General features: G+C 34.6%; 17 protein-coding genes. All 17 read right to left on the bottom strand.

Annotation, left to right across the window (positions count from 1 at the left end; all coding sequences use genetic code 11):
• Positions 1-246: phage tail tube protein (locus tag ERL59_RS17445; protein ID WP_235929937.1), on the bottom strand; the 246-nt coding region annotated here is incomplete at its 3' end.
• Between the two features lie 13 nt (positions 247-259).
• Positions 260-1,315 carry a phage tail sheath subtilisin-like domain-containing protein gene (locus tag ERL59_RS17450; protein ID WP_160647529.1) on the bottom strand — a complete coding sequence of 352 codons (1,056 nt, stop codon included), beginning with the start codon at positions 1,313-1,315 and terminating at the stop codon, positions 260-262.
• Between the two features lie 11 nt (positions 1,316-1,326).
• Entirely contained in the window at positions 1,327-1,749 is a 423-nt protein-coding gene (locus tag ERL59_RS17455) for an HK97 gp10 family phage protein (protein WP_160647530.1), read from the bottom strand.
• Positions 1,742-2,155, bottom strand: coding sequence for a phage tail terminator family protein (locus ERL59_RS17460; RefSeq protein WP_160647531.1), 414 nt, complete (start codon positions 2,153-2,155; stop codon positions 1,742-1,744). The genes ERL59_RS17455 and ERL59_RS17460 overlap by 8 nt, the downstream gene beginning before the upstream one ends.
• On the bottom strand, positions 2,152-2,481 hold the full coding sequence (locus ERL59_RS17465; RefSeq protein WP_160647532.1) for a phage head closure protein: 330 nt from the start codon (positions 2,479-2,481) through the stop codon (positions 2,152-2,154). Before ERL59_RS17465 ends, ERL59_RS17460 begins: the two co-directional genes overlap by 4 nt.
• On the bottom strand, positions 2,468-2,779 hold the full coding sequence (locus tag ERL59_RS17470) for a hypothetical protein (RefSeq protein WP_160647533.1): 312 nt from the start codon (positions 2,777-2,779) through the stop codon (positions 2,468-2,470). Before ERL59_RS17470 ends, ERL59_RS17465 begins: the two co-directional genes overlap by 14 nt.
• Complete coding sequence (locus ERL59_RS17475) at positions 2,776-3,036, bottom strand: head-tail connector protein (RefSeq protein ID WP_328699972.1); 261 nt, start codon at positions 3,034-3,036, stop codon at positions 2,776-2,778. Before ERL59_RS17475 ends, ERL59_RS17470 begins: the two co-directional genes overlap by 4 nt.
• 14 nt (positions 3,037-3,050) lie before the next feature.
• Entirely contained in the window at positions 3,051-4,202 is a 1,152-nt protein-coding gene (locus ERL59_RS17480) for a phage major capsid protein (protein WP_160647535.1), read from the bottom strand.
• A 2-nt stretch (positions 4,203-4,204) separates the two neighbouring features.
• On the bottom strand, positions 4,205-4,945 hold the full coding sequence (locus tag ERL59_RS17485; RefSeq protein WP_160647536.1) for a head maturation protease, ClpP-related: 741 nt from the start codon (positions 4,943-4,945) through the stop codon (positions 4,205-4,207).
• Complete coding sequence (locus tag ERL59_RS17490) at positions 4,914-6,140, bottom strand: phage portal protein (RefSeq protein WP_160647537.1); 1,227 nt, start codon at positions 6,138-6,140, stop codon at positions 4,914-4,916. The genes ERL59_RS17485 and ERL59_RS17490 overlap by 32 nt, the downstream gene beginning before the upstream one ends.
• A gap of 20 nt (positions 6,141-6,160) precedes the next feature.
• The gene (locus tag ERL59_RS17495) at positions 6,161-7,897 is read right to left on the bottom strand and encodes a terminase large subunit (RefSeq protein ID WP_235929938.1); all 1,737 of its coding nucleotides are present in this window, start codon (positions 7,895-7,897) and stop codon (positions 6,161-6,163) included.
• Positions 7,875-8,189 carry a P27 family phage terminase small subunit gene (locus tag ERL59_RS17500; RefSeq protein ID WP_160647538.1) on the bottom strand — a complete coding sequence of 105 codons (315 nt, stop codon included), beginning with the start codon at positions 8,187-8,189 and terminating at the stop codon, positions 7,875-7,877. Before ERL59_RS17500 ends, ERL59_RS17495 begins: the two co-directional genes overlap by 23 nt.
• A gap of 142 nt (positions 8,190-8,331) precedes the next feature.
• Positions 8,332-8,649: an HNH endonuclease gene (locus ERL59_RS17505; protein WP_160647539.1), complete on the bottom strand. Its 318-nt coding sequence runs from the start codon at positions 8,647-8,649 to the stop codon at positions 8,332-8,334.
• Between the two features lie 402 nt (positions 8,650-9,051).
• Positions 9,052-9,306: a 3'-5' exonuclease gene (locus tag ERL59_RS17510; RefSeq protein ID WP_160647540.1), complete on the bottom strand. Its 255-nt coding sequence runs from the start codon at positions 9,304-9,306 to the stop codon at positions 9,052-9,054.
• Positions 9,307-9,326: 20 nt separating this feature from the next.
• Positions 9,327-10,814, bottom strand: coding sequence for an RHS repeat domain-containing protein (locus ERL59_RS17515; protein WP_160647541.1), 1,488 nt, complete (start codon positions 10,812-10,814; stop codon positions 9,327-9,329).
• 345 nt (positions 10,815-11,159) lie between these two features.
• A complete protein-coding gene (locus ERL59_RS17520) occupies positions 11,160-11,552 on the bottom strand; it encodes a CDI toxin immunity protein (protein ID WP_160647542.1) in 393 nt (130 codons plus the stop codon).
• Positions 11,553-11,574: 22 nt separating this feature from the next.
• A partial coding sequence (locus tag ERL59_RS21160) for an RHS repeat-associated core domain-containing protein (protein ID WP_328699973.1) occupies positions 11,575-12,865 on the bottom strand: 1,291 nt, incomplete at its 5' end.

Consider the following 12,865-nt stretch of genomic DNA (forward strand, 5'->3'; position numbering starts at 1 on the left):
CCCTTTTTTGACGTTATCAGCTATCTTGCGCTGAACACGAGAGTAAATTTTATTGATTGTCATACTCCCTTCACCTGTCCATCCTGTAGCTTTTTTAAAAGTACTGCCATACCCTGCAAAATTTACATCCTCATAGGTTACGGTTACTTTAGCTTCAAAGGATATAACTTCCGCCCATAGTTCTCCATCTACCCATACCTTTCCGTATGTGCCAACTATAATTTTGTCTGCGTTTGGTCTACTCAACTACATTCACCCCTTACACTGAGATATTAAAGTTCAAGTCTTCTACAGCATCTAAAAACTTAAGTTTTCCTGCTATAAACACTTTACTACCGTATGACTTTTGTTTTACTTGCTGCTCATTGAATTCACTCATATCTGTGCCTTGAGACTCCCACGCTTTACGTTGTGCTTCGACATCAACATCAATTTTATTATCTGATGCACCATCTAACACTTCTCCTAACAGACCATTAAGATAAGCATTCACAGCAGTAATAAACAAAACTTGGTTATCATATGAGTTGTTGACTTTCCCAACATAGTTATCATTAAACGTGCGTGTGATATCTTCTCGAATGAGATCATGGCCCTCTATAATTTTGATTTTCTTGAAGTCCTCGCCTTTTTCAACTGTTGTCGTAGTGAGTGAATTTACACCACGTCCAATTTTGACTTTTTCACCATCACTCATTAATATCAATTGTCCTGCATCAATATCTGCATCTGGTGTTTCGCTTTCAGTGATAGAATCCACTTCATTTAACTCAAAATAGGTTGAACTTCTCGTTAATGGCAATCCTGCCAAAACCCCTGCAATTCGTGCTGTGTATTCTGATGTTGAATACGTTGTGTCACCTACTTCAATGCCCTCTGTTGTAAAGTTAATAATTCCTGCATGATCACTCTCACTATTAGGTAAAACAGCTTTAAATGTCTTTTTATTATTGTCTCTCTGTGATTTTAACCATGTGGAAACATGACTTACCTCTGCATTACTAATACCAGGTATCGCTAAATAGTTCCATCGTTTGCTTGCTAATCTAGTTAGAGCATCATTATAATTAGCTGCTGACACATCCAACCTCTCAATAATCACTTTAGATGGCACTCCTAAGAATGCTTTTTCAATGTAATCCATGTTACCTGCTGTCCAGTCACCATCGTTTATGTCGGTCACTGTTCTGTATTCTCTTGTTTCAAAATCTCCTGTATCATCTTTAAGGATCAATGCAACAATCCCCCTTTGACTTCGTTGTATAGCCGACACAGAAAGACTTGAAAAATTAATATTTATTTCTGGTAAACCCATTACATCACCCCTTACAAATCATCAAAGATTTTATCGAACTCTTTTTCTATAATGTCATCCCAGTCTGAATCCACTTCATACGTTGCTTTTCCAAAAACGTGATAGCCCTCTTTAAATCCATGCTCACGTCCATTTTTATCCACGATTCTATGACCATACTCAATAAGGTGTCCATGTGGTGCATTCGTGTACACCCTTACCTTGTATTCACCTGTAAATTTGTCAATCCACACCTTGCCTCGTTTAATCGATTTACGGTAATTCCCTGTTTTTTTCTTTACAAGACTACGTGCATATCTGGCTATAATCGTTCTAGCTTTCGATCCAGATTTACGCATGAGTTGTTTAGTCTGTTTTGGGAAATGACGTTCGAGGTTATCTAATTCTCTTTGGAATTCTTCCATGTCTCTTATATCAATATCAAAGTCACTCATTATACTCTAACTCCTGCATCATTTCAGACTCTTCAACTTCTTTACTTTCCAAGTATTGCAAATCAAAGTGAAAAGAAAGCACCCCATCTGTTACTTCTGATCTCACCTCATGTATGTTTAGTTTTCGATCAACTACGTTTAGTTTTAAATCGAACAAGTTTTCTAGCCTCTCTTGAACATCCAATATTTCAAGGGAATATTCATAACGACTTTTAGGGAAAAAGTAAATTCGTACAGTTAGTGCTCTTTCTCTATAATATTCAGATGATGATCTTGAAACATTATCGAAAGAAACAAAAAAAGAAGGTCTACTAAAACCTTCCTTTACATCTTTCGAATTTATGTCATACTCAAACTCAGCGATTAAGTTATCATTTATAGCTATATTGATATCTTCCAAACTCAATCAATCACTTCCTCACAGAAAATTTCAAATCTTTCATTTTTGAAGTAAGGATTTAGGATGTACTTTATATCGAATCTTTTCCCTTGAAACTTGATGTGCATTTCTTCAGTGATATCTTTTCCTGCTTTGTACCTCACTTGAATTTTGTGACTTACATTTGATAACATTGTTTCAGCCTGTTGTTTTTGTAATTTTCCTGTTTGTGGGATGATTTCAGCCCAAATATTATATAACTTTTGGTCTTTATATACCGTTTGTTTTAATTCGTTTTCGGTTTTAACCCTCCCCCAAATTTCTATACGATGTTTTAACTTAGCTGGGTTCATTGTTTGATCCTAACAGAGATTCAATATGTTTTAACACTGTCGTTCTGTTCTTGCCAGATGATTCATTTTCAAATAGTTCCTTTAATTCATTTTCTGAAAGTTCTTTTGTAATATCGATCACATTATTTGCGTTTTGATCTAAAATCTTATCTGGACTATCATTCATTTCTTTTTCAATAAACCCACCGTTTTGTAATTCTGCTGCTCTTTCCTTGTTTGTATCGTATAAATCACCCATTTTATATAGTTTTTTAGTGAATTTATCAATAAAATCCCTTATTACAACGTAATTTTTCACTCCTCTTCACCCCATTCTTTCAATTGTAAGATGATACTTTGTAATGCAAAGTTTAGTTTATCCATCTTTTGACTCGGATCACGATTTTCATAATGAAGTGTGACGTACAACAAGACTGCTAATTTATATAATTTACTCTCTGATTCTAGAACGCCAGCATTTGATAAATATTCTTTAGCAGCATCAAGTAAAAGAGTGAGGATAACATCATCCTCACTCCCATCAATTCTTAGATATTCTTTTAATTCCTCAATCATCATTTATGGTCCTATTATGCTTCAGGAACAATCTTTGCAATACGAAAAGCTGATTTAAGCTTGATTTGATGGTCAAACCATGCTGTTACTACGAACTGTTCAATTCCAGTTTTTACATCTTTATCTCTATCATAGAGCGCTTCTAAATCATAGTTAAAATGCGAATAGTTAAAATCACCTACAAGTGGATGAATGGCAGAGTCACAAAATACCACTGGCTTCCCGAGAACCTGTTCAGGTTGTGCAGCAAATAAAGTAGCACTTCCATTAGCAAGCTCTTTAATAATGTTTTTGTAATCTTGATAACGCATGACGATCGTTGCATTTTCTCGATAATCTTCATGGAGATCTGCAATCGCATCTGTTATAGCATCATACATCGTAGCTGCTTCCTTCTCAATGATGGAAACTCCATAAAAAGACATATGCTCTTCTCCTGCTTTTGGTGTTGTAGCAAAAGCAACTTTCTTCTCTTTCGCTGCTACCCCTGATTGTAAGCTCATTTCAACATTGGATACCAAATTCGTATCCGTACCATTGAGCACTGTTTCAGAGACCCCAGCCAATACTTTAAATTTGTGACGATTAAAAGAAACGACATCTCCATCGGCTTTTAACTCTTTTGCAGTTTCTTCATCATTAATAAAATCATCATCATCTAAAGTAAAGCTTAATTTGGGAATTTCTAAGTTTGGAATTTGAGTAATCATAGATAACTCACGTAGTTGATTTTTAACAAACGGCTCAACTAAGATTTCATTGGAAACTGTTTTGGGCAAAAACTTATTTCCACCTGTTGAATCGTTATCTCCAAGTGCATTAAAAACATCTTTAGAAACGGATTGCTTGCGCATCGTTGCACGTATTAACTCAGCTTTTGCACCTATTAGCCTCGCTTTTGGATCTTCACTTTCTAAACTTGGATTTAAAGCTAAGTTATCTTTCATTCTTGCTTGTAAATTTGCTTTTTGCTCTGCTTCTAACTCATCATGTTGCTCTTTTAACAAATCAAATCTTTCTTTCAAGTCCTTTTTTTGATTTTTTAAACTTTGAATATCTTCAATGGGTACTGTAGGATTCGCTGCCTTTGCTGAGATATCCCCCTCTATTTTTTTTAGCTCACTTCCCACTGTCGCTATACTGGCTTTCAATTCAAATAATGTCATGTTTACATCCCTCCAAGGATTAGATTTAATTTTTGAATACTCACTTCTGCTTCTTCTTTGAACTGTTGTCTTACCTGTTTTTCTTCGTCTGAAAGGTCCAAATCCGTTGTTTTATTTGCTAATTCTAGTAAATTTTTAGGTGTGTTTTTGTATTTTGCAAAGAAATCACGATGAACACTAGCAGCGATATTCTTTTCTTTCTCTATTACGTCACACAATCCATATCCAACACACTCTTTCGCAGACAACCACGTTTCGGCATCTAACATACGAATTAACTTAACTCTGTCTAATTTCTCACCTGTTTTTGCAAGATAAGAACTCACCATACTTTCTTGAGCTTTATCTAAATCATCTGCTTCTTTTCTTAGATCAAATGCATTTCCCATAGCCAATGTCCAAGGATTATGAATCATCATCATCGTGTTTTCGGGCATAAAAATAGTATCGCCTGCCATTGCGATGACACTTGCGATACTCGCTGCGATTCCATCGATATGAATATTTATTTTTGCTTTATGCCTTTTTAAGATGTTATAGATGGCATTCCCTTCATATACCGATCCACCAGGAGAGTTCATATAAATTTTTAAGGTCTTTATGTCACCTAAACGATCTAAATCCTCTTTAAAACTTTTTGCTGTCGTGTCTGATTCATCCCATTTATACGATGTGATCTCACCGTATATCTGTATTTCACCCAGAGTATGATCAATCGCTTTTACTTTCCAAAACTTCTCCATTATCCTTCACCCCCTTTCGCTGTGATGGATCCATCTCTAAAGGATACATATCTCCACTCACCCATAGTTCATCTGCTTTACCACCACGTGGAGGTAAGTCCTCCCATCTTCTTACTTCATCTCTACTCAGCCATCCATTTCGCAATCCATTTTGATATAATGCTGATCTCGCTGCTGTATCACCCCTTAATAATGCCCCTACATTAAATTTGAAGTAATAACCATTACGTCTTTCATGTTCATTCAGTAACTTACGGTCAAATTCTTGCTCATACTGACGAACAATGGGCATTAAAGTAAGTTGAACAAACACACGCATTAATTGCTCACTACTCGAATAACTTTGACCCTCGGTATCATTTAAAAAGGTCACTGGAACATTAAAAACATTGGCCACCCGTGAACGTGTAATTTTTTCGGATGTAAACGTATCTGCAGGAATATACTTTCTATCGATTTGATGGATTTCCACACCTGGTTCTTGAAATAAAATCCCACCATTATCTTGATAGAATCGTTTAAAATCTTCAATGACTTTTTGACGCTTATCGTGATCCACATTCGCATCGTACTTTAAGATGAATGAGTTTGAAGCACTTTGCATTTCATTTAAACTAAAATCACGAACGGCTTTGTCATATTCACTGGTATTCGTAAGGACCTTAATGGGATTTATTCCGTTTAGATTTCCAGATCCAACGATATGTTTTACATGTAAGATATCTAGGTTGTGAAAATAGTACGTTTTGTGACTACCCATGACCTTGTACCATAATTCACCACTGTCTTGATCAAACAAAGGCTCTACATAGGATGAAATGAAGGGTGTGATCTGTGAAACTTGCCCTCTAATATCTCGTTCAATCACTGCATACGCATTTCCTGTTTCATTCCGCATCGTTTCCATATTTCGAATCAATTCAAATGAACTCATGTATGAATTAGGGGAGTTTATCAATACATCGGATGCTGAGTTAGATACTGTGTCATAATTCTGGTGCAGCTTTAATGGAAGTGAAGCCATGCTATTGGACAGTCTTGAAACAACACTAAAAATCGTTTCATTATTTGCAAGTTGAACATTTTCAGAACCCCAAAATGTACGTCCAAACCAGTTTGAAAAGTCAAAACCACTCCCTTTCCAACCTGCTACAGCTCCTTTTATGGCACTTTTTAACCTTTTAGTCCATTTCAAATTCTCACCCCTTTCAAAATCTATTTTCTTAAGTCACTCATAGAGATTACACCAATATCACCATTTCCTTTTGGCGCTGCCATTAATTTCATGACTTCTGTATGAGAGTTTAACAAGGCGGCAAACCCATCTATTTTCCTGTACCTATTTTGTTTGGTCGGCAACCAATTACGATTGCGATCTTCTACCAATTTCACATTATTGATATACCATCTAAGCAATCTATTGTTATTAAAGATAACTCTGCCATCTAAAAATAACTCTTTTATATCCTTTAATGCTGGGCTAAGAGTCAAGGCTCCTTGTCTAACTACCTCCATAGCAAAACCGTAAGTTTCTAAATCCTTCACTAATCGGTAAGCTTTAGCAGGGTCATAGGTGATTTTTTGTATATTATAAAAATTAGATTGCTTAACAAACCAATCATATATATCTTCTTTAGTGATATAATCACCTTTGGAAATGGTTAATAGGCCTTCATCTTGCCACTCTAGGTAGGGGATTTTCTCATTATTAAGTTCTACTTTTTTTTCAGGAATCCAGGAATGAGAAAGCACAAAAACCTCTCCTGTATCTAAGAGAGGGATTTCTAAACATGCACTTGTGAAATCTTCAGTTTCGGATAAGTCAAATCCTCCAACCGCTGTCATGCCTTCCAATTGTTTAATACCCAACCTTTTATTATTCTTCTTAAGAGTAGAAAAATCTAAGAAGGACATTTCATCTGATTTTACAAAGATATTGAATCTTTTAACAATCATATCTGATTTTTCTTTAGGTACATTCCTTCTTTTTTCCCATGCATCAATAAGTTTTTGTAAATCAAATGTCACGCCTAAATTCGGGTTTGCTTTGTACCACATTTCTGGATTTTCAAGCTCATCTTCGCTATCTAATTCAGCCAAATAATAAAAAGTTCTCTCATCATCAATGACTCCATCTAAAACATCAGTAGCTATTTCGTAATAATCAACTAGTGGTCCATCAAGTTGATATCCAGCCGTTGTTATATAAAGAAGTAAAGGCTGTTCCCTAGCATCTATTGAGTTTTTTATGATATTGATTAAATCAAAATCTTTGTACTCATGGATTTCATCAAATAAAGCCATGTGAGTATTTAATCCATCCAATTTTTCTGAATCAGATGCTTGCGGTTCTATAATTGAATTCGTTTGTTCGTATTCAATTATGTCTCTCAGTGCTTTTATTCTTTTCTTTAATTTTGGGGATGCTTTTATCATCTTTTTACATTCATCGAAGATGGTTTTTCTTGCTTGTTTCATACTATTCGCTAAAACATAAACATCCGCCCCTCTTTCTCCATCCTTTGTACATCCATAAATAGATAATCCTGAAGCTAATCCCGATTTTCCATTTTTACGAGCAACAAAAATAAGACCCTCTGTAAAGCGCCTTAACCCTGTATCTTTATGAACCCATCCATATAAGTTGCCAATAATGAAATGCTGCCAAGGTTGCATAATCATTTGTTGAAATTTACCTTTTGATGGTTTGCAAAACTTTTCTATAAATTGAATAGGTCTATGACCTTTTTCAGGTCTAAAAACATAAGGAAAATCATCATTTCCTTGCTTTTTCAGATCATTTAAATGCCTTTTACAAGCTAAAATGACCTTTTTAGAAGCAATTATTTCACCCATTATGACTCTCTCAGCATACCAAGTCGTTAAAATCTTTTCAGATGGTTTTACTAGAGTATGAAGTGCAGAAGTATTAGAAGTCATCGAAGCCGTCATCTTCCTCATTCACCACTTTCTTACGCTGAGCAGGAGTTAGTCCAAGTGACTTCAAAAGGTTGTTCAATGTTTGTACCGTCTTAGTCAGCTCAATGGATAAGGGGTTTTTGATAAGGTTAGTAGCCCCTGCTTTATTCGTGTGTTCATACATCAAATCAGAGTTCTTAACTTCCTTTTGCAACCTCCTATAAAACTGGTGTGTTTCAATATAAATCTTAATTAATTCTTCATCTGATTCCTCATAAGAATCACCTAAATATTCACGAATTATTTTTGCAGTTGGTGCAGCCATTTTTATGTTACCCCCTTTCATGAATTTTTTTTCCGCGGTGTAAACGAAGCTGCGGGCCCGGTCTAGCTTTCTTAGTTTTTTGTGTTTAGTAGTAGGGGGGCTATGCACAGTAAATACACGTAATTTTCAATGTATCTCCTCCTTATATCACTTCATTATTTGCCTTTACTTGTATTACTTTGATTCGTCTAGCTTTTTTCTTTCTCTGATCCTTCTTCTTCCCTTTCTCTGGATGCTCTTTATTATGGCAAGACGAACAAACACTTAATAGATTATCCATATCTAATGCTCGACTAGGATGATCTTCTAAGTGCTCTATATGATGAACTATATCTGCTAGAGTTAGTTTGTTTTGCTTTATACATAATTGGCATAGGTAATTGTCTCTTATTAATACAAGCTTTCTACACGATTTCCATGTTTGACTATCATAAAATTTTTTCTTATGTGCTTTGTTCATATTATCTTGCGACCCTTCCTAACAAAGATATTTGTTTAAAAAGACTTTAAGACTAAACCAAATATAACTTTTCTTCCCTACTCTCATTTGTAATATAGATATATTTTTACTGGGAGCAAAAAATCAAGAGAATTAAAAGAACCACAAGCAATGTGAATGCACACTTGTAGTTCTTAACTTTACATTATGATTTAGTTTTCAACACTTCATTTAAGTAAGTCATGTTAGGATTTTAATCACTTATATGATAATTAGAATCGACATATTTCGGGAAGTGTCAGGCACCAATACTATAATGATAAGTTTAAATAACCAGATTCCCTTTTAAATACATTTCTTATTGTTTCATAAACTGATAAAATTATGTTCTATAAATTCAATCGAATTAAATTAATTCAAATACTATTTCTTGTACCAGTAAAAATCTTGTTTTTGCATATCAAGGTCTTTATATGTTGAACCTTTAGAATCAAGGAACGTTGATAAATCTATGAAATTTTTATTATTTATATTTGATTCATTCAACCAAGTAGCTTCACATTCATCACATATAAACAAGTTAATTTTTAATTTTTCAATAAAAGCCTTATAGATTAGACCATTACCATTGCATCTAGGACAAACAACTTTACCCTTAAAAAACTCTAATTCAGACATTATATTTTTCCTCCATATTCTTATTTTGTTGGATATGCAGTAATAACTTCTGTTGTATTAGGTTTAATAACTAACCTAATTGTAGTTTCTCCATTTGTTCCTATTACTCTACCCACATCAATTAAGTATACTGCAGCGTCATCTTTTAAAGGATCTCCTCGCATTAACCATGCCTCATCTAATAATCCTAGTATATTGTCAGAACCAACGTTAAATACTGTATGATTTGGTCTACTAGGATCCGCCACCCCATGAGCAAGAACATGACCTATTCTATTACCGAATTTCGGATCTGAACCATAAATTAATCCCGCTGAGGATTCAAATACATTGTCTCCTATTTGAGATAACTTACCAAGATTGTTTGTCCCTTTAACTACTACATTAGTAGCTTGTTTAGTCGTAGCACCATATCCACCTGTAAATACGACAACACCAATTTCAGTATATGCCATAAAATATTCTGCGGAAAATGGTGCTTCTTGAGATGTTTCATAAAATGTAAAGAAAGGATCACTCCCACCCAGAGTCCAGTAACCAAGAGCACTTTCAACTGATGTATGTTGGGCTGCAATATATTGAAAATCTATAAGTGGACCATTAGAATATGTTCCTCCTTGTCCATAAATACCTGCTCCATCTAAGCCTATATGACCACTAGGATCAGTATACCTAAGTGGATTATTATATACATACGTATACAAATTCAAACTAAGTGGGTTATTAATCTCCCCTTCATACGTATCCTCAGTAATAAACCTTCCCATCGATGAATCATAGTATCTTGTACGTAAGTAGATCAATCCAGATTCTTCATCATAGATTTCACCTGTATATTGGAATGGATTATCAAAGGTCTTTGTTTCATGGCTTGTTTCAGTTAAAACATTACCCCAAATGTCGTAGTCATATTCTTTTAAAACATCCTTACTTCCATCAGCAGCAATGACCTTAACTACATCACCGTGACCGTTATAGAAATAGTATCCACCTAGACTTGATGTCATGTCTTCTCTATATAATAACTGATTTCCCCAAATATTTCTTGCGGTTGGGTTTCCTTCCTGATCTAATTCCTCAATCACATTCCCTTGAAAATAAATATATCTTGTAAAGTCTCCGTCTTGACTTTCTTTAGTTGCACGGAGTCCACCTACATAATATTGATACGTAGTTACCTCATCATTTTCTTTAAAGGTACTTAATTGATTTAATGCATTATACGTAAATTCTCTTGGACCTAATGGAAGTTTCATTGTTCCTTCCATTGTTTTACGGTTTCCTTTTTCATCATACGTATAAGTTTGGATGCCTTCCACTACATCTTCTTGAATGATTCGGTTTAAATCGTCATATTGATACGTACTGATTTCACCGTTTTGATTGATAGATTCAATATTTCCAAGACCATCATATCCAAAAGATTCAGCCCAAGTAATACTTCCAATGTCTTTTTGTTCATGAGAAATGATTTCTCCAAATGGATTCATATCCGTTTGGAATCCCATAGATAAGGCTTCATAATTCAGTGATGAAGAAGTTCCATCTGTAGATATGCTGTAATCATAATCTCCAACAACTTGACCATCATAAGAAACGTTTTGGATACGATTTAAATTATCATGAGTATAATCTACTTGTTTTAAATCAGGATAAACTAAAGCTGCTAGTCTATCAAAATCATCATAGTTAAAGGTGTATGTGTTCCCAGCAATTTCTTGTGTCTTTAATCGTTTCCACTCATCATTCTCTTTTACACTCTATAAAAATAGAGCCACAAGTAATCAAGATACTCACGACTCTTTTATATTAGAATTAATTATTCTTTAGTATTGGAATACAGTTTAAATTCTTCAAATTATACCAAGTGTAATTTCACCTTCATGAAAAAATTCTATAACATATTTACCAGTAGGGCAGAATACAAAAGTATCTGAACCCACAGCAGTTACATCATCAATACAGTTGAATATATTTGTTAAATTTGTTTTCACAGCAGGGGCGTCTGAGTAATTCCAAAGTAATATAATTGACCTTTCTTCTATACCATGTTCTTTTAAGTAATCTAAAACCTCAGAAATATGATTAAGTCTATATTTTTTAGAAATTGTTTCCCATTCTATCCTTCCCCAAGAAACAATTGAAAACATATTTACTAGTTGTTCAAAATATTGATTGGTTTCTTCTTCAGTCACTATCTTCTGATTATTTCCCAAAGCTAAAATGCATTCTTCAAATAATGTCATATATAAGCTCCCCTTGTAATATTTATCTGTTCAGATGTTCTAGTAAGGACTTGAAGTCTTCTTCATTACCTTCAAATGGAATAACCACTTTTATTGCATTATTTCCTTTTCCGTTTCTATAATCTTCTACATTTATATGTGTTCCTTTTTCAGGATCATAATCAAGTCTCCATAAAACTTTACCATCAGCTGAACTACGACCAACTACCTGTCCAAATCCTGCACTCTGTGGAAGTCTTCCTATAACTGCTTTTGAATCAGCTCCAAGATCACCTATAATGTCAAATGCAAGATTTCTTGCTTGCTCATATGATTTTAAAGTTGTAGGTAATGTTTTTTCAACACCTTCACCTATTAAATCTACACCTCGTTCAATCTCCCTGCCATGACCATTTGCAAGTTTAACTATCAACCTTCCGCCTTTAATTATAACTTTTCCAATAGGAATAAAACTAGCCGCTGCAAGTCCCTTGTCAAAATTAGAAGATTCAGGATCTAGTATTGTGTTAATATCGCCAACCATCGTAAAATCAAGTACAGCCATAGATGCATATAGCACTCCTGCCCTCGCTTCATTCCAACATGTTGAAGCTCCAACCTGAGTACAATGAACAGCTACTTTTCGAATTGTATAACCCGATCCTCCAAAAGTTCGTTCTGCATTATGTCCACTTGGATCAGCATATATCAAAGGATTGTTCTCTACATACGTATACAAATTCAAACTAAGTGGGTTATTAATTGTCCCTTCATACGTATCCTCAGTAATAAACCTACCCATCGATGGATCATAATATCTAGCACGTAAGTAGATCAATCCAGATTCTTCATCATAGATTTCACCTGTATATTGGAATGGATTATCAAAGGTTTTTGTTTCATGACTTATTTGAGATAGCACATTACCCCAGATGTCGTAGTCATATTCTTTTAGGACATCTTTGCTACCATCAGCAGCGACGACTTTAACTACATCACCATGACCGTTATAGAAGTAATATCCACCTAAATTAGATGTCATGTCCTCTCTATATAATAACTGATTTCCCCAAATATTTCTTGCTGTTGGGTTCCCTTCTTGGTCTAATTCTTCAATGACATTCCCTTGGAAGTAAATATATCTTGTAAAGTCACCATCTTGACTTTCTTTAGTTGCACGTAGTCCGCCTACATAATATTGATACGTAGTTTCCTCATCATTTTCTTTAAATGTACTTAATTGATTTAATGCATTATACGTATATTCTCTTGGACCTAATGGAAGTTTCATCGTTCCTTCCATTGTTTTACGATTTCCTTTTTCATCATACGTA

Source organism: Chengkuizengella marina (assembly GCF_009910845.1).
In the GTDB taxonomy this organism is placed as follows: domain Bacteria; phylum Bacillota; class Bacilli; order Paenibacillales; family KCTC-33759; genus Chengkuizengella; species Chengkuizengella marina.

Coding starts and splice junctions, on each gene's coding strand:
- ERL59_RS17450 (WP_160647529.1), bottom strand. CDS start 1,315: ATGGGTTTACCAGAAATAAATATTAATTTTTCAAGTCTTTCTGTGTCG.
- ERL59_RS17455 (WP_160647530.1), bottom strand. CDS start 1,749: ATGAGTGACTTTGATATTGATATAAGAGACATGGAAGAATTCCAAAGA.
- ERL59_RS17465 (WP_160647532.1), bottom strand. CDS start 2,481: ATGAACCCAGCTAAGTTAAAACATCGTATAGAAATTTGGGGGAGGGTT.
- ERL59_RS17475 (WP_328699972.1), bottom strand. CDS start 3,036: ATGATTGAGGAATTAAAAGAATATCTAAGAATTGATGGGAGTGAGGAT.
- ERL59_RS17480 (WP_160647535.1), bottom strand. CDS start 4,202: ATGACATTATTTGAATTGAAAGCCAGTATAGCGACAGTGGGAAGTGAG.
- ERL59_RS17485 (WP_160647536.1), bottom strand. CDS start 4,945: ATGGAGAAGTTTTGGAAAGTAAAAGCGATTGATCATACTCTGGGTGAA.
- ERL59_RS17495 (WP_235929938.1), bottom strand. CDS start 7,897: ATGACGGCTTCGATGACTTCTAATACTTCTGCACTTCATACTCTAGTA.
- ERL59_RS17500 (WP_160647538.1), bottom strand. CDS start 8,189: ATGGCTGCACCAACTGCAAAAATAATTCGTGAATATTTAGGTGATTCT.
- ERL59_RS17505 (WP_160647539.1), bottom strand. CDS start 8,649: ATGAACAAAGCACATAAGAAAAAATTTTATGATAGTCAAACATGGAAA.
- ERL59_RS17510 (WP_160647540.1), bottom strand. CDS start 9,306: ATGTCTGAATTAGAGTTTTTTAAGGGTAAAGTTGTTTGTCCTAGATGC.
- ERL59_RS17515 (WP_160647541.1), bottom strand. CDS start 10,814: ATGGGATTCCAAACGGATATGAATCCATTTGGAGAAATCATTTCTCAT.
- ERL59_RS17520 (WP_160647542.1), bottom strand. CDS start 11,552: ATGACATTATTTGAAGAATGCATTTTAGCTTTGGGAAATAATCAGAAG.